Source organism: Amycolatopsis palatopharyngis (assembly GCF_003385185.1).
Classification (GTDB): domain Bacteria; phylum Actinomycetota; class Actinomycetes; order Mycobacteriales; family Pseudonocardiaceae; genus Amycolatopsis; species Amycolatopsis palatopharyngis.
Genome location: NZ_PQHZ01000003.1, coordinates 152,167 through 174,106 on the forward strand (window position 1 = coordinate 152,167; position 21,940 = coordinate 174,106).

Here is a 21,940-nt window from a genome sequence, read left to right on the forward strand (position 1 = left end):
TTGTCAGTGGTCGCGGGAGACGACCAGATCAGCCACCCAGCAGAGGGTCTCGCGGCTCGCGGTCGCGGCGAGACCGTCCAGTGCCGCGCGCGCCCGGAGCGCGTGATCGCGGGCGATCGCCGCCGCGGAATCGATGGCTCCGGTGCGCCGCAGGAGATCCTCGACGAGCACCATCGCCTCCTGTGGATCGGCGGCGGAGGTCATACATCGGCGGATCATCTCGCGCTCGTTCCCGGTCGCCCCGTCGAAGGCGAGAATGATCGGCAGTGTCATCCGCGCGTTCTGCAGGTCGCTGGTACCGGGTTTCCCGGTGGAGCCGGAGTCGCTGAGATAGGCCAGCAGATCGTCATGGATCTGGAAAGCCATCCCCAGGTGGTCACCGTAGGCCGCGAGTCTCGCCACCTGCTCCCGGCCACCGCCGCCCATGATCGCTCCGCTCTCGCAGGCGCCCCTGAAGTACGCGGCCGTCTTGAGCCGTGCCACTCGCAGGTACGCCTCCGCGTCGAAGCGCAGGTCCCTGGACAACTCCGATTCCAGGCTCTGGCCCCGGCAGAGGTCCAGGCCGGCCCGCGCGACGGCAGCCAGCGCGGAGACGACCCGGTCGTCGGGTACACCTGCCTCCCGGCAGTCCGCGAGGCTCGCGAACAGGTCGAAGATGAGCGCGTCCCCGGCGACGATTGCGTCCGAGGTACCGAACTTGTGCTGCACCGAAGACCGTCCGCGCCGGAGTTCGTCACGGTCGATGATGTCGTCGTGGATGAGGCTGGCGACGTGGCCGCATTCGGCACCGACGGCCGCGGGCAGAACGCGGCCGACCTCGCCGCCGACCGCCAGTGCCGACTCGAGCAGCAGCATTGGCCGGAACAGTTTGCCGGTCGGGACGAGCGCGTAGTGACAGATGGTGCCCAGCAGGCCCTCTTCCGACGCCCAGCGCTTCGACAGCGCGGTACCCACGAGGGTGCTCAGCCGCCTCAGGCCTTCGGTCTGCGGAAGTTCTCGATAGGCGGAGCGGGGCGCCTCGGTCGTGGTGTCCCGCCTGCTCGCCTCCGGCAAAACTGTGCTCATCGTCGCCCTCGCTTCGGTCGGTACCGCCGCGCTACGGCGCGGCTCTCACGGTGATGCGCCCTGGTGTCCCTTCGGTGACCCTGCCGATCACGGCAGCAGGCAGGTCCTTCGCGCGCAGGCTCGCGACCACGGGATCGGTGTCGACTCCGGCGGGCACGGCCATCAGAAGCCCACCCGAGGTCTGGGCGTCGTGCAGCAGGATGGCCGCCTCGGCGGAGACCCCTGCCTCGACGTCCACGTGTTCGGCGAGATGGCTCGCGTTCGCCTGGGTACCGCCCGGAACGAATCCGTGTGCCACGGCGTCCGCGGCCCCGGGCAGCAGCGGCACAGCGGACGCGTCGATCGTCGCGGACACACCACTGGCCCGCGCCATCCGGTGCAGATGGCCGAGCAGCCCGAAACCGGTGACGTCGGTGGCCGCTGCCACACCGGCGGCCGCGGCGATCTCACTGGCGGCCGCGTTCAATGTGGTCATCGAGTCGACAGCGCCCTTCATGACGTCCGCACTCGCACCGTCGTTCTTGATGGCGGTCGAGATGACGCCCGTGCCGATCGCCTTGGTCAGTACCAGGCTGTCGCCCGGGCGGAGAGAATCGATCTGGAAAAGCCTGTCTGGATGGGCGATCCCGATGACCGCCATGCCGTACTTGGGGATCGGGTCGTCGATGGTGTGCCCGCCGACGACGAGACAGCCGGCGTTCGTCGCGACCTCCGCGCCACCGCGCAGGACGTCGGCGAGCAGTTCCATCGGCAGGTCCGCGCCCGGCCAAGCAGCCAGGTTGACGGCCATGATCGGTCGTCCGCCCATGGCGTAGACGTCGGAGAGCGCGTTGGCCGCGGCGATCCGGCCCCAGTCGCGGGGATCGTCGACGATGGGCGTGAAGAAGTCCGTGGTCAGGATGAGCGCACGGTCCTCGTCGAGCCGGTAGACCGCCGCGTCGTCACCCTCCACGGCGCCGATCAGCAGGTCACCCGAGGCGGGTACCAGGTCGGTGCCGAGGGAGGCGAACATGCCTTCCAGCTTGTCGAGCGGGAGCTTGCACGCACACCCCGCTCCACGCGACAGCGACGTCAGTTTGACCACGGGCTGGATAGATGCGCTCATTTAAACTCCACTACTGCATGGAATATCGTCTCACTTCGAGACGCTAGCAGCCTCGTGCCGCTGACGTAAGGATGCACGGGATTCAACTTCTTCCCGTCTGTCACGTGGCGCATCCGGCCAGCCGCAAGCAGTTATCCCGCAGGTGCGGCAGCCGGTGGATAACGCGACTGTCCTAGTCTCCTTAACCCGGATGGGTGCTTGTCGCTCTGTCAACCGGGACAAGTCCATGAGAAACTGGAGTAATGTCCAGTAGCGCACGGCCAAAGGACGCGGTGTTCGAGCAGTTCGCCCGCGTCGGAAAGGCGCTGGCCAGTCCCAAGCGCCTCGAACTGATCGACATCCTGGCCCAGGGCGAACGCAGCGTCGAGTCCTTGGCGCAGGCGACCTCGCTGAAGCTCACCACCGCCTCCGCGCACCTGCAGGCATTGCGCGGCGGTGGACTCGTGGCCAGCCGCAAGGAGGGCACTCGCGTCTTCTACCGGCTTGCCAGTGACAAGGTGATCGAGGTCTTCGCCGCACTGCGCGCCGTAGCCGTCGAGCATCTCGCCGAGACCGACCGGGCGACCCGTGAGTTCCTCGGCGAGGACGGTGTCGAGGCTGTGGGCAGGACGGATCTGCTCGACCGCGTGCGAACAGGACGTTACGTGCTGCTCGACGTCCGTCCGAGGGCGGAATTCGAGTCGGGACACATCGACGGCGCGGTTTCTGTTCCGCTGGAAGAACTCTCCGACCGTCTCGCGGACCTTCCTGCCGATCTCGAGATCGTGGCGTACTGCCGCGGGCAGTACTGCGTTCTCTCCTACGACGCCGTGCGGTTGCTGCGCGCGAAAGGGCGACCGGCTCGCAGGCTCGACGGTGGCATGCTCGAGTGGTTGCTGGAACGGCGGCCGGTCGCGGCCGGAACCTGAGGCTCAGCAGTTCTTCGCGTCCTCCTCGAGCAGGGACCCCAGTACGGGCAGCACCGACGTGTAGGGAGCACACCGTGCCTCGGCACCGAGACGATGCAGCACTGCCGGGGCCCAGGGCGCGATGTGGTCCAGCAGCAGGCTTCGCACCGCCGGATCGCTGTGCGCGTCACCCGGCCCGGCCGCATCGCGCTCGACACGGCGATAGAGGCAGCTGAGGGCGGCGAGTTCGACGGCGAGGTGATCGTGGCCGAGCAGCCGTAGCGTGCCGATCGACCCGACCTGCAGGCCGTTCTCTGCCAGGAACCGCTCCAACTCGCGCTCCGAGGTGGAGCGCAATCTGGCCGTGCTGCGGTGCGCGGAGGCGTACGGCAGGCAGACCGGCTCCGGTCCGATGAGGAGCCTGCAGTACTCGGCGGCCAGATCCTCGATCGCCTGGTGCAGTGCCTGCCCGTCGCATCGCTCGGTAAGGCCGCGCCCGGCGAGTCGTTCGTACAGCGGAGCGTCGATCTCCACCGCCAGCAGCCTGGCTCCGAGGGTGTAGATGTCGGCCTTCGCGAGCAGTTCGCGACGCGTTTGCCCGCCGATCATCGGTCCACCTTCCGGATGCGCACGAGGGTGTCGTTGAAGGACTGTTGTCCGGTCGTCGGATCGGGGTAGATGGGGATGAGGTCGTTCTGCGGCACACTCAACGCGTCCTGCCACCACGGCAGGCCACCCTGACTGCCGGGAGCGTGTCCTGGCAGCACCGCCGTGTCCGCGCCGTTGGTGGCGATGGGACCACCTCGCGAGCGTCCGTTGTTGTGCCCGATCGCCAGTACGACTGGATGCACGCCCGCGGTCAGGTGGACACGTGTGCGCAGTGAGCCGAACTGGCTGCCGTCGCCGTTGGGAACGAACGGGTCCTGCGGCCGGAAGCTGGTCACGTCGATCCAGTCGCCTTCGGCGAGTCCGAGCGCACTGGCGACGTCCCGGTTGATCCAGGCCGGGTTGCTGTGCTCGATCTCCTGCAGCCACGCCGACTGCCCCGTGCGGTGACCGTTGTGCACGTTGTACTTGTAGCTGATCATGATGAACTCGTCGTCGGCGAAGTCCCGGCGGTGATCGGGAATCGGGTCGTAGACCGGCAACGGCTGCACCTCGACCCCGGCCTGTCTGCCCTTGTCGGCCGCGAACTCGCTGTACACCTCGATCTTGCGTGACGGTGTCTCGAACCCGCGTTTCACCACCCCGTTCACCATGACACCGACGGTGTTGGGTTCGCCCGTTCGCCGGTCCACGCCCCGGTGGACGATCCCGGTCAGCCGGTCGGTGGTGGTGCCCTCGAGTTCGGTGGAGTCGAGCTCGCGCTCATAGGGCTGGTAATTGGGCAGTTTCGCGGGATCCTGCCAGATGCCGTTGGTGCGCATGTGCTCGAAGCCGCCGGGCACCGGGGCGAAGTACTCGCGGAAATAGTCCTCCACCGTGTCCCAGGGGAAGTACGCCTCCATTCCGCCACCGATCCGGCGGGCGAGCTCGGGGAAGATCTCCCGTAGATCCTTGGCCTCGCCCATGGGCGGGACCACCGGCTGCCGCAGGCCCACGTAGTCCACCAGGCCCTGGGGCGGGCGCGAGTCGATGTCCCATCGTTCCAGGTAGGTGGTCCACGGCAGCACGATGTCAGCGAGGTGGGCGGTCTCGGAATTCATCACGTCGATGCAGACGTGGAACGGAATCAGCTCCTCGTCGGCCAGCACGTCCCGGACGAGGTTGGCCTCCGGCCAGGACCAGGCCTGGTCACAGTTGTAGCTGAGCAGGGCGGATACGCGTTGCCTGCGCTCCTTGATCCACAGGTAGACGATCTCGCCGACCTTCATCTTCTTCCACGCGTTCGCGAGCGGCCAGTCCTTGGCCTCGGCGATAACGCTGCGGGCGGTCGGCTTCGGCGGCACCGGCTCCGGCTCGGGCAGGAACTCCTTGTCCCAGGAGGAATACGCCGACCAGCACCAGCCGCCGGGCTTGCCGACGTTGCCCACGAGCGCGTTGAGCATGGTGATCGCCCTGTCGTTGTAGTACCCGTTGCGGTGCGCGGACGAGCCACGATTGCTGATCGTGGTGCAGCGCGGTGCGGCCGCGGCGAACTCCCGCGCGATACGCCGGATGGTTTCGGCCGGTATCCCGCTTTCCTGTTCCGCCAGCTCCGGCGAGTACTGCTGTACGTGCTCCGCATAACGTTCGGCCGGGATGTTGCACCACGTGTCGAACCACCGCTTGTCCCACAACCGCTCGGAGCAGATGACCTGGGACATGGCGAGCGCGATCAGACCGTCTGTGCCCGGCTTGACGCAGAACCACTCGTCGGAGAGGGCCGCGGTGTTGGACAGCCGGGCGTCGAAGGTGACGATCCTGGCGTCGTTGCGTTTACGGGCCCGCATCATCCGGATCGCGACCGGAATATGGCCCTGGTGTGCCTCCGCCCAGTTGCTGCCGAAGTTGAGTACGTACTTGCTGTTCTCGTAGTCGCCGAGGTCCCAGTCCGATTCGCCGATCATCGTGGAAATCGCGGCCCGCCGATTACTTGAGCAGAGCGCACGGTGATTGAAGGCCGATGGCGTGCCATAGGCGTTGAGGAATCGGGACACGATGTCGGTGGAGCGGTTGCGGCCCTGTTGGAAGACGAACTCCTGTGGCCTGCCGCTCTTCCTGATGTCGCCGAGTCGTTCGCTGATCTCGCTGTACGCCTCATCCCAGGAGATCCGGCGCCATCGGCCTTCCCCTCGGCGGCCGACGCGTCTCATCGGGTAGAGCAGCCGGTGCGGATCGTACAGAACGGATGGGCCCGCGACCGCTTTCGCGCACACTGACCCCTGGCTGTTGGGGTCCTGCGGGTTCCCGGTTATACCGGTGAGCCTGCCGTCGCGGACCGTCGCGATGATGCCGCATGCGGTGGTGCACATCTGACACATCGACGCCACCGTATGCGAGTCCGTCGGATCCGCGGTCGCGCTCCCCGCAGTGCTGTCCTGCGCCTCGTGGACGAGGTCCGCCGCCGTCAGCCCGGCGACGGCGGCGCCCGCGAGACCACCCAGACGAAGCACGTCCCGCCGGTTCACCGTCCACTGGTGCGGATTTTCGGTGCGAGACTGCTGGTTCATCGCGCTCCTCTCACGGGCCGGTGGCGAAGATCAGGTACCGGACGGCGGCCATTCCCACGATCACGGACGCGGCGCTGAACAATCGAATCGTTCTGCCTGCTCTCGGCAGCGCCAGCCCCGGCGCCGCCAGCACCAGGCCGGCTCCCACGGCGCCGCCCCAGAGAAGCACCGCGCCGGAACCGCTCGAAAGGTAAGTGCCGACCTGCTGGCTCAGCACGGGATTCTGCGCGACCGCGAGCCATTCGAACAGCCCGGCGACCAGATACAGACCGAGCAGGGCCAGTATCGCGGCCCGCGATCCGGCCAGCGGCCCCGCGGAATCAGCCGGCGGTGCGTACAGTTGCAGCACCAGAAATCCAGCGGCACCTATGAGCAACGTGGTCGTGAGGTAGATCAGCGCCGCACCACTACTGCTCGCCAGCGGCGCGACCCACGTCATGGACAACACCGAGACCGGGTACAACGCCAGCGCGAGACTGGTCAGCACGAGTGCGACGCGGAGTGCGCCTTCGACCCCCCGGGTGAGGCGATCCGCCGGTACCGGGCCCTGACCATCGCGTGGCAGGTGCCGGGTCAGGTAGAGGTCGGCGATCAGCAGGAAGATCTTCACCGCGAGAATCTTCCCGCCGAGCGCGATCGGTGAGCCGAGGTTGTCGAATCTCGTGAGCATCAGGAAGAAGCGTTCAGGCCTGCCGAGATCCACCACCAGCAGCAGGCCTGCTCCGCAGGCGGCGGCGAGCGCGATCCACGAGGTCCTGCGCAGCACGCCGCGGTCCAGTCCCGGGTAGGTGGCCCTCGACCACTGCGCGGCCAGCGTCAGTCCACTTGGGACCGCGACGAGCACGAAGTAGATCGCCAGCAGCGGCCCCCACGGGGAGTCCGGCAATGGGTGATTGAGCTGCTCGCCCAGTCCACTCATCGTCGTTCGCTACTTGCCGGAAAGATCGTTGTCTTGTACCACCTGCACGCCGTCGGCCTCGATCAACGGAAGCGCCCGGCGCGGATCGACGTAGAAGACCCGCGGTTTCGTGTTGGCTGCCGGCTTCCACACCTCGACGTCCTCGGTCGCGACCCTTCTGCTGATCTCGCTGTCCTCGGCATCGAGATCGCCGAAGACCCGGCATCCGGTCGGGCAGGCGTCGACGCAGGCGGGTTGCTGCCCCTGCGAGGTGCGGTGTTCGCAGAACGTGCACTTCTGCGCCACGTTCTTGTCCGGGTCCTCGTAGATCGCGCCGTATGGACAGGCGGACATACAGAAGCGGTTGAGGTTGCAGTCGCCCTCGTCGATGGTGACCTCCCCGTTCGGGAGGCGGACGATCGCGTCGGTGGGGCAGGCGTCCAGGCAGGGCGCATCCTCACATTGGTTGCATAGCACCGGAATGAAATGCCGGGTAGCCGTGGGGTACTCCCCGTCCTCGACGTATTTCACGGTGTCCCGGAAGGCGCCGAGCGGGACGTCGAATTCCGCCTTGCACGCGACGGAGCAAGCGTGACAACCGATGCAGGTGCTGAGATCGATGAGCATTCCGAAGCGCGCCACGTGCACTCTCCCCAGAGCCGTAGTCGACAGCGGTGTCCGAACCCGTGCCCGAGAACCAGGACGATGATCGAGTACTCCACTGCCGAGTGGAATTCAGACCGTAACCGGGTGCTCGCTGTGTGTCCAGGCCTCGTCAGAGGGCTGTCGGTAGTGGTATTGACGTCCGCCGCGTTCTCCAACGTTCTATCGAATTATGGGCGACTTGTGTTCTACTTCCTGCCAGTTGGTGTGATCTGTCCAGGCCCGTCCCGGAGGAGTCGCGTTGACCGCAGCCGGAGCAGTTCGCTTTCCCCGCCCACTGACACCGGCGGGTGCGCCGGCGCCGCAGCTGCTCGAACTGGCCAGACAGCGTCCGGTACTACGGGTCGTCGGCCCTGGTGGTGGCGCGGCCTGGCTCGTCGCCGGCGACGCCGAGGTGCGTGAGGTCCTCGCCGACGCCGCCCGGTTCACCAGCGTCACCGATCCTGGTGTCGACGAGCGAGCAGGCTCCGCGGCACTCATGGTCGGGATGGATCCGCCGGAACACAGCCGGCTGCGCAAGTTGGTGGTGAAGGCGTTCAGCGCCCGTCGCATCCAGGCGATGGTGCCGGAGATCGAGCGGATCGTCGCGGGCCTGCTCGACGAGATGACGGCGAGCGGGCCACCGGCCGACCTGGTGACCTCGCTGTCACTTCCCCTGCCGTTGGCGGTCATCGGGCGAATTCTGGACATCCCCGAGGCGGATCACGGCCGGCTGCACGAGTGGTCCAGTGTGTTCATCTCGCTGACTGCGCACACCTCGGAGGAGATAACGACAGCGCTGGAGCAGATGAACTCCTACATCGCGGATCTCGTCCGAGAGAGGCGTGCGGTGCCGGGCAACGACCTGGTGTCCGACTTGATCCGGGCGCGCGACGGCCGCGATGCCCTGTCGGAGAGCGAACTCGCCGGGACCATCCTGCTGCTCGTGCTCGCGGGGCACGAGACCACAGCCAAAGCGATCACCCGCGCAGGCGTCGTGCTCGGGCCCTCGGGGGCGCTGCGCCAGGTCGCCGAGGGACATGTGCCCGCGGCGCAGGTGGTGGAGGAGGTGTTGCGGTGCCAGTCGCCGATCGACACCGGGCTGTTCCGGTGGGCCAAGGTCGACACCGTGCTCGCTGGCGTCCAGATCAAGGCGGGAGAACAGATCTTCGTCAGTCTGCAACTGGCGAATCTGGATCCGTCAGCCCGCGTGGAGCCCGATCGGTTCGATCCGTCGCGGCCCGACGCCCGGCACCTGACGTTCGGCCATGGCATTCATCTCTGTCTCGGGGCGGCGCTCGCCAGAGCCGAGCTGACCACCGTTGTCAGCGCGCTCGCGCGGCGGCTGCCGGGTCTGCGGCCCGCGGTGCCGGTGGAGGAGCTGTGCTGGTCGGTCGGGGCCATGCTCAACGCCCCGGTTTCGCTGCCGGTCACCTGGTAGCGGCGGATTCGGCGGTTGACGACGTTCAGAGGCGGCCATACTCTGACGTTCCTCCATAGAATAATAGATAATCTGGGTGGGAGTGGTTCGGATGAGCCTGATCGAGCAACGGTTGTACCCGGGCAAGAAGGTCGAGGACATCCCCGAGTTCGTCAACGCGGGCCCGTCCGCCGTTGACATATTCGCCGACGACGCGAAGATGGCCGATCCCTATCCGCTGTACCGCCAGGTGCTCGCCGAACGCCCAGTGCACCGCACGGGACAGGCGCTCGTCCTGACCAGATATGCCGATGTCGCGGCGGCCCTGCGGCATCCGAAACTGAGTACCGACGACCGGCACGGCACCGTGCAGCAGGATGTCATCGCCGCTGGCGAACTGGCGCCCGAGATCGTCGCGTCCATGGAGGATCACTCGTTCCTGCACCGGGATCCGCCCGACCACACGCGGTTGCGCGGCGTCATCTACGACTCCTTCACGCCACGGCGCATCGAACGGCTACGGCCGATGGTGCAGAGGTTCGTGGACGACTTCCTCGAGCGGGTGGCCCCGGCCGGCGGTAGCGAACTGATCGCCGATCTGGCGTTTCCGTTGCCGATCACCCTCATCTGCGAGATTCTCGGGATTCCCGCGGCGGATCACCTCAAGGACGTGGCGTGGAAACGGGCCCAGCTCTGCTGCGACTTCGAACCACCGGCGATCGCGGGCGCCTGCGCGAGCTACAGCCACGGTGTGCAGGTGGATATGAGCGCCTACTTCGACGCACGCATCGCGGAGAAACGCATCGAACCGGGCGACGACCTGCTCTCCGCGATGATCGAGGCGGAACGCCGAGGTGAGCTGACCGCGGAGGAGATCAACTCCACGTGCAGGTTGCTGGTGATCTCCGGGCACGAGACCACGGTCGGCCTGATCGCGAACGGGATGCTTGCGTTGCTGCGCAACCCGGACCAGTTGCGGCTGCTGCGGGAGCACCCGGAACTCGCCGAGTCGGCCGTGGAAGAGGTGCTACGTTTCGACCCGCCGATCCAGTTCACCCGCAGAGTGGTCGTCGACGACGCTGAGGTCAACGGTATTCCGGTCACCAAGGGCCAGATGGTGCTGCTGTTCCTGGCCGCGGGCAATCACGACTCCGCGCGTTTCGCCGCACCGGAACGCTTTGACATCACCAGGACCGAGAACCACCACCTCAATTTCGGTGGGGGCATCCATTTCTGTCTCGGGGCTTCACTGGCCCGGCTGCAGGGTCAGGTCGTGCTGGAGACGCTGACCCGCAGGCTCATCGACCCGGCGCTGGCCGCGGATCCGCCCCCGTACATGCCTAACGCGGTGCACGCGCTGGAGACCCTGCCGATCACCTTCGGTGGCGTCGCGCCGATCGGCGAGGACCACGGATGAGTCGCACGGCACAGGAACTGGTGTTCCCACGGCCGTTGACTCCGGAGGGCGCGCCGGACCCACTGTTACTGGAGATGGCGCGCACCAGCCCGGTTCTGCGCGTCATCGGTCCTGGAGACAGCCCGGCGTGGCTGGTCGCCGGCGAGGCGGAGGTGCGTATCGCACTGTCCGAACCGGATCGGTTTACCAGTGTTCCGCCCGCGAATCTGGACGATCAGCGTGCCTATGCTGTTCCGCTGGTCGGTATGGATCCGCCGGAACACACCAGGCTGCGCAAACTCGCGACGAAGGCGTTCAGTCCACGCAGGATCGCGTCGATGCAGCCGACGATCGACAGCCTGGTGGCCTCGCTGCTGGACGACCTGGTAGCGGCAGGGCCACCGGCGGACATCGTGTCGGCGCTGGCGTATCCGCTTCCGCTCGAGGTGGTCTTCGGGATGCTCGGCGGGATTCCCGAGGAGGTCCGGGCCGATCTTCGCCGTTGGACCGACATCTTCACCTCGTTGGACAGCTCGTCGTTCGAGGACATCGGCTCCGCGGTCGCGGAGTTCCACGCTTGTATGCGTGAGCTGATCCTCCGGCGCCGTAGCGAGCTCGGCGACGACCTCATGTCGGATCTCATCAGGGCGCGCGACGAGCGTGGCGCGCTCAGTGAGGAGGAACTGATCGGCACGATGGGCCTGCTCATCGTGGCCGGGTACGAGACCACCGCGAAAGTCATCAGCAGGGCAGTGATGACACTGCTCGTATCCGGTACCTGGCGGGAACTCGCGGCGGGCACCCTTCCCGTGGGCGACGCCGTCGAGGAGGTGCTGCGGCACCAGTCGCCGAACACCGCGATCTGCCGTACGGCGAAGGTCGACACCGAACTCGGCGGCGCGCGGATCACCGCGGGCGACGCGGTTTACATCAGCACTCACCTGGGCAACTTCGATCCCACGACACGCGCCGATCCGGGCACGTTCGATCCCGCGCGTACCGATACCGGGCACACCACATTCGGCTACGGACTGCACTTCTGTCTCGGTGCGGCCCTGGCCAGGGCGGAGTTGTCCACAGTGTTCACCGCCCTGCCCGCGCGACTACCGGGGTTGCGCCTGGCCACCGGACTGGCCGAACTCGAGTGGAACGTGGGTTCCTGGCTCAACGCACCGAACTCGGTGCCCGTCACCTGGTGACCGGCACCCACGCCAGGGTCAGGCGAGATGGCGCATGAGCTGCCGGGTCTCCCTGTCCACGCCGTTGATCAGTGCTGAGTTCAACCGGTTCTGCCATGGCAGTCCAAGCCAGTACAGGCCGGGCACTGGTGAGATCCCCCGGGTCTGTTGTGGACCGCCCTGCTCGTCCAGGGCATTGTCCACTTTGAGCCAGTCGTAGTGCGGGCGGAAGCCGGTGCACCAGAGGATGTTGTCGAAGGTATCCCGCGAGCCGTCCGCGAAGACGACCTCGCGCCCCGCGCAGTCGGTGACCCGGTGCGGAACGTGCCGGACGACGTCCTGGTCGACGAGCTTCTTCAGGTTGAATCCGATGACCGTGTCGGCGTAGGGGCGCGCGTACCGGGAGACCCAGGCATCCTTGTCCGCGCGCAACATGCCGGTCAGGTGCATGAACCAGAACAAACTCACGCCGGCGATCGTCTTCGGGGCGTACGCGATCGGTCCGCTGCTGGCGATCGTGACGCGGCGACCGGTGGACAGCTCCTCCGCGATCTGCGCGGCCGAGTTGCCTCCGCCGACCACAAGGACGTTGCCTGGTCCCAGATCGTCCGGACGGCGATAGTCCTGGGAGTGCAACTGGCGCACCTCGGGGCCGAGTTGCTGGGCGCAAGCGGGTACCTGCGGTGTGTGAAACGGCCCTGCCGCGATGACGATCGCTCTGGCGGAAAGGATCTCCTCGTCGCCGGTGACGACGAAGACGCCGTCCCGCGATTCGAGGTTCTGTACCCGGAAATCGTTGCGGACCGGGAGGTCGAACTGGTCGCGGTATCGCTGGAGGTAGTCGGCGATCTCGTCTTTCGCCGGGTAGTACCGCATCTCGCCCGGGGCTTTGAGGCCGGGAAGGTTCACGAAAGGGCGAGGGGTGAACAGTTCGAGGGAGTCCCAGCGGTCACGCCAGACGTCGCCGGTTCGCGATCGCTCGTCGAGGATCGCGAACTCCAGTCCCGCCTGCCGCAGCCGGTACCCCATCCCGAGGCCGGCCTGTCCACCGCCGATGACGATGACGTCCAGTGGCTCCATACTCCGTTCGTGCCCTTCCGGTCGAGCGGTGCTGACGGTCTCCACTGGCGAATCTAGACCACGGGGAAAATCTATTCCAGTAATTCGAGGAATAGTGTACTTTCGGCCCGTTTGGCTATCGGCCGACCGCGGGCTTCGCCCGCACGTGCATGCGTTCCCCCTGCGGGCCGAACAAGCTGAGTATCTCCACCGGGGCGTCGCCCGTGCTGCCGAACCAGTGTGGCAGCCGGGTGTCGAACTCAGCGGCTTCGCCGACCTTGAGCACGATGTCGTGCTCGGCGAGCACCAGGCGTGCTTTCCCGCTCAACACGTACAGCCACTCGTAGCCTTCGTGCGTTCGCGGGTCGGGTTCGCACCGGGTGCGGTCGAGGACCATTTTGAACGCCTGCAGCCCGCCGGGCTGCTGAGTCAGGGGCACCACGGTCATACCGGTGCGTTTGACCGGCTTCAAGCGGACGCGTGGATCGCCGACTGGCGGCGCGCCGACCAGTTCGTCCAGTGGTACCTGGTGTGCGTGGGCGATCGGGAGCAGTAGCTCCAGGCTGGGCTTACGCTGTCCGGACTCCAGCCTGGACAGCGTGCTGACCGATATCCCGGTGATCTCGGACAGTCTGGCGAGCGTGCACTCGCGCTGCTGGCGGATGTGTTTGAGTCGTGGCCCAACCGCGGCCATCACGTCTTCCATGATCCTATTGCAGAAACGGCAACGGGATTTGTCAAGTCTGGACCCGGAACTGCCAACTCGGGCCCGGGAACTGCCAACTCGGGCCCGGGAACTGCAAACTCGGGCCCCGGAACTGCCAAGTCGGGCCCGGGAACTGCAAAGTCAGGGATGGGGGGTGCGGATGCCGTGGAGGGCGATGGTGGTGACGGTGTCGGCGATCTGGGTCGGGTTGGTGCCGCGGCGGGGGCGGTACCACTCGACCAGGGAGTTGATCATGCCGAAGAGGAGGCGGCTGGTGGTGGCCGGGTCGATGTCGGGGCGGAGGTCACCGTCCGCGGCGGCCTGGGTGACGAGTTCGCTGACGAGGTGGTCGATATGCCTGCGCCGGGTCAGGGCCGCGCGCTCGACCGGGGTGTTGCCGCGGATGCGCAGCAGGAGGGTGACGAAGGGGAGCTGGTCGATGAGCACGGTCACACTGCGATGGATGAGGTGCTCGAGCCGGTCGATGGCCGGGCCCTGGGTGGAGTGGGCCTCGGTGGCGACCGTGTAGAGGGTGTCGAGTGCGCGGTTGGTGGCGAGCCGGAGTAGTTCCTGTTTGCTCGGCACGTGGTGGTAGATGGCGGATTTGGTGATGCCGAGCTTGCGGGAGAGGTCTTCCATGCTGGTGCCGTCATAGCCGCGTTCGTTGAACAACGTGACGGCGACCTGGAGGAGTGACTCCAGGTCATAGCCAGGACGGCCACGGCGGGCCGGTCTGCTGGACGGGGCGGCGGTCATGTCAGGAGTATCCAGAATCGGTTCAGGCTTCGGTACGCCGGTCGACGACCCTGCGCATTTTGCCCATCGACCGCTCCAGGCTGTCCGGGTCGACGACCGACACCTCGACGGACACTCCGACGCCGTCCTTGACCCTTGCCGCGATTTCCTCGGCCGCGGCGGCCCTGCGACCTGACGGGGTGTCCGGCCGGGCCTCGACCTGCACGGTCAGGTGGTCCATCCGCCCCTTGCTCGTCCGCACCAGCTGAAAATGTGGAGAGAGTCCCTCGACCCGCAGCACGATCTCCTCGATCTGCGTCGGGAACACGTTGACCCCTCGCAGAATGATCATGTCGTCGCTGCGGCCGGTGACCTTCTCCATGCGCCGGTAGGCGGGCCGTGCCGTGCCGGGCAGTAGCCGGGTGAGGTCCCGGGTGCGATAACGGATGATCGGCAGCGCCTGCTTGGTGAGCGAGGTGAACAGGAGTTCGCCGCTCTCGCCGTCCGGCAGCACGTCCTCGTCGATCGGGTCGACGACCTCCGGGTAGAAATGGTCCTCCCAGATGTGCAGGCCGTCCTTGGTCTCCACGCATTCCTGGGCGACGCCGGGGCCCATCACCTCGGAGAGTCCGTAGATATCGACCGCGTCGATATTCATCCGGTCCTCGATCTCGGCCCGCATCTGCTCGGTCCAGGGTTCGGCACCGAAGATGCCGACCTTGAGTGAGTTCGCCCTCGGGTCGACGCCCTGGCGTTCGAACTCGTCCAGCAGGGTGAGCATGTAGGAGGGAGTCACCATGATGACCTCGGGTTCGAAGTCCGTGATGATCTGCACCTGACGCGCGGTCATGCCACCGGACGCGGGAATCGCGGTGCAGCCGAGCTTCTCCACCCCGTAGTGCGCACCGAGTCCTCCGGTGAAGAGGCCGTAGCCGTAGGCGACGTGCACCTTCTGGCCGGGACGGCCACCCGCGGCACGGATCGAGCGCGCCATCACCGTCGCCCAGGTGTCGATATCGCCCTCGGTGTAGCCGACCACGGTCGGTTTACCGGTGGTACCGCTGGAGGCGTGGATGCGCCTGACCTGGTCCTGCGGCACAGCGAACATGCCGAACGGATAGTTGTCCCGCAGATCCTGCTTGGTGGTGAAAGGGAACTTCGACAGGTCCTCCAGTGACCGGCAGTCCTCCGGCCGCACTCCGGCCGCGTCGAACTTCCTCCGGTAGAAGGCAACGTTGTCGTATGCGTGCCGCAGTGTCCACTGCAGACGCTCCAGTTGCGTGGCTCGCATCTCGTCCCGGCTGAGCCGCTCCGCTGGTTCGAGTTCGGCAGGGGACGGCGCCGCACCGAGGCGCCGTGTCGTCGAGGCTTCGCTGTCGATGGTGGTCACCTGGTATCGCCTTCTCGTGCAATCGTGCGGCTGCGTCCGCGGAACTCCGCGACCACTTCCCGGCCTGTCGCGGACTCTCGGTACACGGTCACGTCGTAGATCCCGTTGCGCCCGTATCGGGTGCGTTCCTCGGCCACGGCGGTGAGTTCGTCGCCCAGCCGGGCGGCGGCGACGAACGAGATCTCGGCGCCGGAGGCCACGGTCATCGGCCCGTGACTGTTGCACGCACAGGCGAACGCGGTGTCGGCCAGCAGGAAGAGATAGCCGCCGTGGGCGATGTCGTGCCCGTTAACCATGCTCGGGCCGACCTGCATACGTGCGCTCGCGCTGCCGTCGCCGGCGTCGAGCAGTTCGATCCCGAGCGATCGGGATGCGGAGTCGGCCGCGAACATCACCTGTGCCGCGCCACGGACATCGTCTGGCACCCGCGCAACCCTCCCTTGCCGACTGACCGAATGGACGGTTAATAATGTTGCCGCTCAGTAAAGGCAGCACCGGTAGTGATGTCAAGAGACGGCCGGCGACTCGGTCTACGCCGGAATTGGAGGGGCAACGTGAGTTCAGTAGTGCCGGAGAAGGTCGGCGTCGTCGGCGGTGGCCGGATGGGTGCGGGGATCGCCCAGGTCTTCGCCGCCACGGGAGCGAAGGTGTCGGTGGTGGAGGGAGACACCGCGTCCGCCGATGCCGCGTTCGAGCGAATCCGGTCTGGACTGAACAGGGCGGCCGAGCGGGGCAAGCTCGATGTTCCCGTCGAGGAGGTTCTCGCGCGGGTCGAGATCATCACCGATCCCGAGTCGCTGCCCGGTGATGCCGGTCTGGTCGTCGAGGCGGTTCCCGAGCGGGCGGACGTGAAGGTGGCGGTCCTGACGGCGGTGGAGCGGGTGGTCGGGCAGGACACGGTGCTGGCCACGAACACCAGTTCACTCTCGATCGCCGAACTGGCCGCGGCCCTGAGTCGTCCGCAGCGGTTCCTCGGCATGCACTTCTTCAACCCGGTTCCCGCGTCGCGACTGGTCGAGGTGGTCACCGGTCCGGAGACGGCCGAAGGCGCCAGGGAGGACGTCCTCGGCTGGGTCGGCGCGCTCGGCAAGACCGCCGTCACCGTGCGCGACTCGCCTGGCTTCGCCACCAGCAGGCTCGGGGTGCTGCTCGGCCTCGAGGCGATCCGGATGCTGGAGGAGGGTGTCGCCGACGCCGAGTCGATCGACACCGCGATGGAGCTCGGCTACCGCCATCCGATGGGCCCGCTGCGGTCCACCGATCTGGTCGGCCTCGACGTGCGGCTGGCGATCGCCGAGTACCTCCACCGCACGCTGGGTGAACGGTTCGCGCCGCCGCGGTTGCTGCGGGACAAGGTCGGCCGCGGCGAGCTCGGTCGCAAGACGGGGCAGGGTTTCCATCGCTGGGAGTAGCGCCGCGCATGCGATTGCGGCCTTCCGTCGCCGGCGTACTGGCGTTACCATGACTTCCTGAACGTTCGGTTGGTAATTAATCTGGGAGGTCGGATCCGATGGCAGCAGTACTCTCGAGCTATGTCTCCGGTGGCTGGCAGGCCGCCGGGAACGAGGGCTCGCCGCTGCACGATGCGGTGACCGGTGAGGAGGTCGCCCGGATCTCCTCGGCCGGTATCGACATGGCCGGCGCACTGGAGTACGGGCGCCGCGTGGGCGGACCCGCGCTGCGCGAGCTGACGTTTCATCAGCGCGCCGCGCTGCTGAAGGCGCTGGCCTCCCACCTGCGCGAGCATCGGGACGAGCTGTACGAGCTGTCCGCCCGTACCGGCGCCACACCCGGGGACTCCAAGTTCGATGTGGACGGCGGGATCGGCGTCCTGTTCGCCTACTCCAGCAAGGGCAAACGCGAGCTGCCGAACGACACGGTCTACGTCGAGGGCGCGGTCGAGCCGTTGTCCAAGGGCGGGACGTTCGTCGCCCAGCACATCGCGACACCGCTGCACGGCGTCGCGGTGCAGATCAACGCCTTCAACTTCCCCGTGTGGGGCCCGCTGGAGAAGTTCGCCCCCGCGTTCCTGGCTGGCGTGCCGAGCCTGATCAAGCCGGCCAGCCAGACCGCCTATCTGACAGCTCGGCTGGTCGAGCTGATCATCGAGTCGGGAATCCTGCCGGAGGGCGCACTGCAGTTCGTCTGCGGGAGCGCTGGGGACCTGCTCGACCACGTGACAGGGCAGGACCTGGTGTCGTTCACCGGTTCGGCGTCGACCGCGCAGAAGCTGCGCGCGCACCCGGCCATCGTGCGGGGCAATGTGCGGTTCAACGCCGAGGCCGACTCGCTCAACTGCTCGATCCTCGGGCCCGACGCCGTCAAGGGCACGCCGGAGTTCGACCTGTTCGTCAAGCAGCTGGTTACCGAGATGACGGTCAAGGCGGGCCAGAAGTGCACGGCCATCCGCCGTGCCCTCGTCCCGGCCGAGGCCCTCGCCGACGTGGCCGAGGCCGCGAGCGAACGGCTGGCGAGGGTGACGGTCGGGCATCCGGCGGCGGAGGGCGTCCGGATGGGCGCACTGGCCAGTTTGGAACAGCGCGAGGAGGTCCGGCGCTCGCTCAAGGCGCTGCTCGATGTCGCCACGGTGGTATACGGCGATCCCGAGCAGGTCGAGGTGGTGGGCGCGGACGCCGAACGCGGTGCCTTCCTCTCCCCGGTACTGTTGCGGGCCGACGATCCGGAGCGCGCCGAGGTCCACGAGGTCGAGGCGTTCGGTCCGGTCTCGACCCTGCTGCCCTACACCTCCACGGCGCAGGTCGTCGAGCTCGCCGCGCGCGGGCAGGGCAGCCTGGTCGGCTCGGTGGTCACCGGCGATCCGGAGTTCGCCCGCGAGATCGTGCTCGGCGTCGCGCCGTGGCACGGCAGGTTGCTGGTGCTCGACACCGACAACGCCAAGGAGTCCACCGGGCACGGTTCGCCGATGCCCCAGCTCGTGCACGGTGGGCCGGGCCGCGCGGGTGGCGGCGAGGAGATGGGCGGCATCCGGGGCGTGCTGCACCATATGCAGCGAACCGCCGTGCAGGCCAGCCCAACGGTGCTCACTGCCGTTACCGGTCGCTGGGTACAGGGGGCGCCCCGGCAGGAAGGTGTACACCCGTTCCGTAAGTCGCTGGCCGAGCTACGCATCGGCGACTCGGTGACGGCGGGCCCCCGTACGGTCACGCGGTCCGATGTGGACCACTTCGCGGAGTTCACCGGGGACACCTTCTACGCACACACGGATCCGGAGGCGGCTGCCGCCAATGAGCTCTTCGGCGGGATCGTGGCACACGGCTACCTGGTGGTGTCCTTCGCCGCCGGCCTGTTCGTCTCGCCGGAACCCGGCCCCGTGCTGGCGAACTACGGACTGGAGAACCTGCGTTTCCTCACGCCGGTCAAGCCGGGGGACGCGTTGACCGTGACACTCACCGCGAAGCAGATCACTCCCCGGGAGAACGCCGACTACGGCGAGGTCCGCTGGGATGCCGACGTGACCAACTCCGACGGCGACTCGGTCGCCAAGTACGACGTGCTCACGCTGGTGACAAAGGAGGCCACATCGTGACCGCCACGTTGCCGGAGACCGAGCTCGAACGGTACTTCGAGCACACGATCGAGCGGGACCAGCGGCTGGAACCACGGGACTGGGTTCCCGAGGGTTACCGCAAGACGGTGGTCCGCCAGATCGCGCAGCACGCGCACTCGGAGATCATCGGCATGCAGCCCGAGGGTGCCTGGATCACCCGCGCACCCTCTCTGCGTCGTAAGGCGATCCTGCTGGCGAAGGTTCAGGATGAGGCCGGGCACGGGCTCTACCTGTACTCGGCGGCCGCGACTCTCGGGGCCGACCGGGCCGACCTGACCGACAAGCTGATAAGTGGCAGGCAGAAGTACTCGTCGATCTTCAACTACCCGAGTCTCACCTTCGCCGATGTCGGCGTGATCGGCTGGCTGGTAGACGGTGCCGCGATCTGCAACCAGGTGCCGCTGTGCCGCAGCTCCTACGGCCCTTATGCCAGGGCGATGATCCGCATCTGTAAGGAGGAGTCCTTCCATCAGCGACAGGGCTACGAACTCCTGATGACCATGATGCGCGGCACCGAGGCGCAGCGAGCGATGGTGCGGGAGGCGACAGATCGCTGGTGGTGGCCGTCGCTGATGATGTTCGGCCCGCCCGACGCGGACTCGCCGAACACCGAGCAGTCGATGGCGTGGAAGGTCAAGCGGCATACCAATGACGAGCTGCGGCAGCGATTCGTCGACATGTCGGTGCCGCAGGCGGAGGCACTCGGTGTGACCCTGCCGGATCCGGACCTGAAGTGGAATCCCGAGCGCGGCCACTACGACTTCGGCGCGATCGACTGGGACGAGTTCAAGAACGTGTTACGGGGTAACGGTCCCTGCAACGCGGAGCGCATCGCCCACCGGCGGCGGGCGCAGGAGGACGGTGCCTGGGTCCGTGAGGCGGCAGCCGCCCACGCGGTCAAGCAGGCGGAGCTGAAAGGGGCAAGGCATGAGTGAGCCGGTGCGGCATGACTGGCCGCTCTACGAGGTGTTCGTAAGGGGCAAGCGTGGACTCAACCATGTGCATGTCGGGTCATTGCACGCCGCCGACGACCAGATGGCGTTGCACCACGCCCGGGACCTGTACACGCGGCGCAACGAAGGCGTGAGTATCTGGGTGGTCAGGGCAGCTGACATCACCGCGTCGAGCCCGGACGAGAAGGACCCGTTCTTCGCGCCCAGCGGGGACAAGGTGTACCGCCACCCGACCTTCTACGACATCCCCGACAACGTTCCCCACATGTGATCGGGGTGCCGAAAAATGTCTTTTGACAATGCCTACGAGGCGATCACCGAGGACAGCGACTCGTCGCGCTGGGCCTTCGGGACCGGATTCGACGACCCTTTGTCCGGAGTGGACACCACGGTCCCCGACGGCGTGGACGCGGCTCAGCTGTCCGCGTACTGCCTGATGCTGGCCGACGACGCGCTCGTCATGTCCCACCGGCTGCAGGAGTGGTGCACGAATGCTCCCGAGCTGGAGGACGAGGTGGCGATCGCCAACATCGGCCTAGACCTGCTCGGGCAGGCGCGGCTGTTGCTGAGCAGAGCGGGCAAGGCCGACCGGTCCGGCCGGGGTGAGGACGACCTCGCGTTCTTCCGCGAGCAGGGCGAGTTCCGTAACGTCCGGCTCGCCGAACTCGGTGGCGGCCACTTCGGACACTTGATCGGCCGGCTGCTGGTCTTCGCCACCTGGCGGCTCGCGCTGCTGCAGCGGCTGACCAGCTCACCGGACCCGGTGCTCGCCGCGATCGCCGCGAAGGGGGTCAAGGAGCTGACCTACCACCGGGACTACGCGGCCCAATGGACGGTGCGCCTCGGCGACGGCACCGAACTCTCCCACGAGCGGATGCAGGCGGGCCTGGACGACGCCTGGCCCTACGTCGAGGAACTGTTCACCACACACCCGGTAGAGGCAGCGGTCGGAGTGGATCCGGCCTCGGTCCGGGGCGAGTTCGACGAAGTCCTGGCGCAGGTGTTCTCGGCCGCGAAGCTCACCTGCCCCGAACATCCGGCAATCGCCGGTGTGGGCGGGCGAACAGGGCGTGACGGTGTGCACACAGGACAGTTGAGTCTGCTGCTTGCCGAGATGCAGAGCGTCGCACGGGCTCATCCGGAGGGAACCTGGTGAGCACCATGATCGGTAAACGCACCGCGCGGGCCGTGGCCGAGACGGTCACAGATCCCGAGCTGCCGATGTTGACCCTGGCCGATCTCGGCGTGCTGCGGGAGGTGCGGGAGCAGGACGACCTGGTCATCGTGTCCATCACCCCGACCTACTCCGGCTGCCCAGCGATGGACACGATGCGCGACGACCTGGAGCACGCGCTACTGGACGCGGGGTACGCCAAGGTCGAGGTGCGGACGGTACTGCGGCCGGCCTGGAGCACGGACTGGATCACCGATCGGGGCAGGCGCAGACTCGCCGAAGCCGGCATCGCTCCGCCAGGGGCGGCACCTCGCCACAGCGGAGGGCCGGTGCCACTCACCCTGAACGCGCCGGTGGCCCGCGTGGCCTGCCCGCAGTGCGGATCGGTCGACACCGAGGAGGTGTCCCGGTTCAGTGGTACGGCCTGTAAGGCGCTGCGCCGCTGCCGATCCTGTGCCGAGCCCTTCGAACACGTGAAGGAAATCTAGTGACCGACATACACAACGCGACCCACACGCACAACGCGACCGACATACGCAACGCGATCGACGGAGGCCACCGCCCCCAGTCGCACTTTCCCGGGAAAGTGCGCGGCGGTGAGGCTTCCCGTTC

Annotated in this window: 21 protein-coding genes; 10 read left to right on the forward strand and 11 right to left on the reverse strand. The window is 67.1% G+C overall.

Going from position 1 to position 21,940, the window contains the following annotated elements; all coding sequences use genetic code 11:
• Positions 1–3: 3 nt before the first annotated feature.
• Together D0C15_RS03290 and selD are read right to left on the reverse strand one after the other, a co-directional pair.
• Positions 4–1,065, reverse strand: coding sequence for a polyprenyl synthetase family protein (locus D0C15_RS03290; protein ID WP_116040829.1), 1,062 nt, complete (start codon positions 1,063–1,065; stop codon positions 4–6).
• 31 nt (positions 1,066–1,096) lie between these two features.
• Positions 1,097–2,170 carry a selenide, water dikinase SelD gene (gene selD / locus D0C15_RS03295; protein WP_116040830.1) on the reverse strand — a complete coding sequence of 358 codons (1,074 nt, stop codon included), beginning with the start codon at positions 2,168–2,170 and terminating at the stop codon, positions 1,097–1,099.
• A gap of 242 nt (positions 2,171–2,412) precedes the next feature.
• On the opposite strand from selD, the gene D0C15_RS03300 reads away from it, so the two are divergent.
• A complete protein-coding gene (locus D0C15_RS03300) occupies positions 2,413–3,078 on the forward strand; it encodes an ArsR/SmtB family transcription factor (RefSeq protein ID WP_116040831.1) in 666 nt (221 codons plus the stop codon).
• A 3-nt stretch (positions 3,079–3,081) separates the two neighbouring features.
• Here D0C15_RS03300 and D0C15_RS03305 read toward each other — a convergent pair whose 3' ends face one another.
• The 4 genes from D0C15_RS03305 to D0C15_RS03320 are packed head-to-tail and all read right to left on the reverse strand — an operon-like array spanning position 3,082 to position 7,749.
• Entirely contained in the window at positions 3,082–3,666 is a 585-nt protein-coding gene (locus tag D0C15_RS03305) for a TorD/DmsD family molecular chaperone (RefSeq protein ID WP_116040832.1), read from the reverse strand.
• On the reverse strand, positions 3,663–6,209 hold the full coding sequence (locus tag D0C15_RS03310) for a molybdopterin-containing oxidoreductase family protein (protein WP_116040833.1): 2,547 nt from the start codon (positions 6,207–6,209) through the stop codon (positions 3,663–3,665). Before D0C15_RS03310 ends, D0C15_RS03305 begins: the two co-directional genes overlap by 4 nt.
• A 10-nt stretch (positions 6,210–6,219) precedes the next feature.
• A complete protein-coding gene (nrfD, locus tag D0C15_RS03315; protein WP_116040834.1) occupies positions 6,220–7,128 on the reverse strand; it encodes an NrfD/PsrC family molybdoenzyme membrane anchor subunit in 909 nt (302 codons plus the stop codon).
• A 9-nt stretch (positions 7,129–7,137) separates the two neighbouring features.
• A complete protein-coding gene (locus D0C15_RS03320) occupies positions 7,138–7,749 on the reverse strand; it encodes a 4Fe-4S dicluster domain-containing protein (RefSeq protein WP_116040835.1) in 612 nt (203 codons plus the stop codon).
• 262 nt (positions 7,750–8,011) lie between these two features.
• Between D0C15_RS03320 and D0C15_RS03325 the strand changes: the two genes are divergently transcribed.
• The 3 genes from D0C15_RS03325 (at position 8,012) to D0C15_RS03335 (ending at position 11,764) form a co-directional block, all read left to right on the forward strand.
• Positions 8,012–9,190: a cytochrome P450 gene (locus D0C15_RS03325; protein WP_116040836.1), complete on the forward strand. Its 1,179-nt coding sequence runs from the start codon at positions 8,012–8,014 to the stop codon at positions 9,188–9,190.
• 91 nt (positions 9,191–9,281) lie between these two features.
• Entirely contained in the window at positions 9,282–10,586 is a 1,305-nt protein-coding gene (locus tag D0C15_RS03330; RefSeq protein WP_116040837.1) for a cytochrome P450, read from the forward strand.
• Positions 10,583–11,764 (forward strand): cytochrome P450, encoded by a 1,182-nt coding sequence (locus D0C15_RS03335; RefSeq protein ID WP_116040838.1) that lies wholly within the window; start codon positions 10,583–10,585, stop codon positions 11,762–11,764. The genes D0C15_RS03330 and D0C15_RS03335 overlap by 4 nt, the downstream gene beginning before the upstream one ends.
• A gap of 18 nt (positions 11,765–11,782) precedes the next feature.
• Here the strand turns inward: D0C15_RS03335 and D0C15_RS03340 are convergent, their stop codons facing one another.
• The 5 genes from D0C15_RS03340 to paaI form a co-directional block, all read right to left on the reverse strand.
• Entirely contained in the window at positions 11,783–12,823 is a 1,041-nt protein-coding gene (locus D0C15_RS03340; RefSeq protein WP_116040839.1) for a flavin-containing monooxygenase, read from the reverse strand.
• 115 nt (positions 12,824–12,938) lie between these two features.
• Positions 12,939–13,508, reverse strand: coding sequence for a helix-turn-helix domain-containing protein (locus tag D0C15_RS03345; RefSeq protein WP_116040840.1), 570 nt, complete (start codon positions 13,506–13,508; stop codon positions 12,939–12,941).
• Positions 13,509–13,649: 141 nt separating this feature from the next.
• Positions 13,650–14,264 carry a TetR/AcrR family transcriptional regulator gene (locus D0C15_RS03350; RefSeq protein ID WP_116040841.1) on the reverse strand — a complete coding sequence of 205 codons (615 nt, stop codon included), beginning with the start codon at positions 14,262–14,264 and terminating at the stop codon, positions 13,650–13,652.
• A 22-nt stretch (positions 14,265–14,286) separates the two neighbouring features.
• Positions 14,287–15,624 (reverse strand): phenylacetate--CoA ligase PaaK, encoded by a 1,338-nt coding sequence (gene paaK / locus D0C15_RS03355; RefSeq protein WP_425455358.1) that lies wholly within the window; start codon positions 15,622–15,624, stop codon positions 14,287–14,289.
• 5 nt (positions 15,625–15,629) lie between these two features.
• On the reverse strand, positions 15,630–16,025 hold the full coding sequence (gene paaI / locus D0C15_RS03360; RefSeq protein ID WP_116040910.1) for a hydroxyphenylacetyl-CoA thioesterase PaaI: 396 nt from the start codon (positions 16,023–16,025) through the stop codon (positions 15,630–15,632).
• Positions 16,026–16,136: 111 nt separating this feature from the next.
• Between paaI and D0C15_RS03365 the strand changes: the two genes are divergently transcribed.
• The 6 genes from D0C15_RS03365 to paaD all read left to right on the forward strand — a co-directional run bounded on the left by D0C15_RS03365 (position 16,137) and on the right by paaD (position 21,816).
• Positions 16,137–17,045: a 3-hydroxyacyl-CoA dehydrogenase family protein gene (locus D0C15_RS03365; protein WP_116040843.1), complete on the forward strand. Its 909-nt coding sequence runs from the start codon at positions 16,137–16,139 to the stop codon at positions 17,043–17,045.
• Between the two features lie 98 nt (positions 17,046–17,143).
• Positions 17,144–19,180 (forward strand): phenylacetic acid degradation bifunctional protein PaaZ, encoded by a 2,037-nt coding sequence (paaZ, locus tag D0C15_RS03370; RefSeq protein ID WP_116040844.1) that lies wholly within the window; start codon positions 17,144–17,146, stop codon positions 19,178–19,180.
• Positions 19,177–20,136 carry a 1,2-phenylacetyl-CoA epoxidase subunit PaaA gene (gene paaA, locus D0C15_RS03375; protein WP_116040845.1) on the forward strand — a complete coding sequence of 320 codons (960 nt, stop codon included), beginning with the start codon at positions 19,177–19,179 and terminating at the stop codon, positions 20,134–20,136. Before paaZ ends, paaA begins: the two co-directional genes overlap by 4 nt.
• Complete coding sequence (gene paaB, locus D0C15_RS03380; protein WP_116040846.1) at positions 20,129–20,425, forward strand: 1,2-phenylacetyl-CoA epoxidase subunit PaaB; 297 nt, start codon at positions 20,129–20,131, stop codon at positions 20,423–20,425. Before paaA ends, paaB begins: the two co-directional genes overlap by 8 nt.
• Positions 20,426–20,440: 15 nt before the next feature.
• Positions 20,441–21,310: a 1,2-phenylacetyl-CoA epoxidase subunit PaaC gene (gene paaC / locus D0C15_RS03385; protein WP_116040847.1), complete on the forward strand. Its 870-nt coding sequence runs from the start codon at positions 20,441–20,443 to the stop codon at positions 21,308–21,310.
• A gap of 5 nt (positions 21,311–21,315) precedes the next feature.
• A complete protein-coding gene (gene paaD / locus D0C15_RS03390; RefSeq protein WP_116040911.1) occupies positions 21,316–21,816 on the forward strand; it encodes a 1,2-phenylacetyl-CoA epoxidase subunit PaaD in 501 nt (166 codons plus the stop codon).
• The last annotated feature ends 124 nt before the right edge of the window (positions 21,817–21,940 follow it).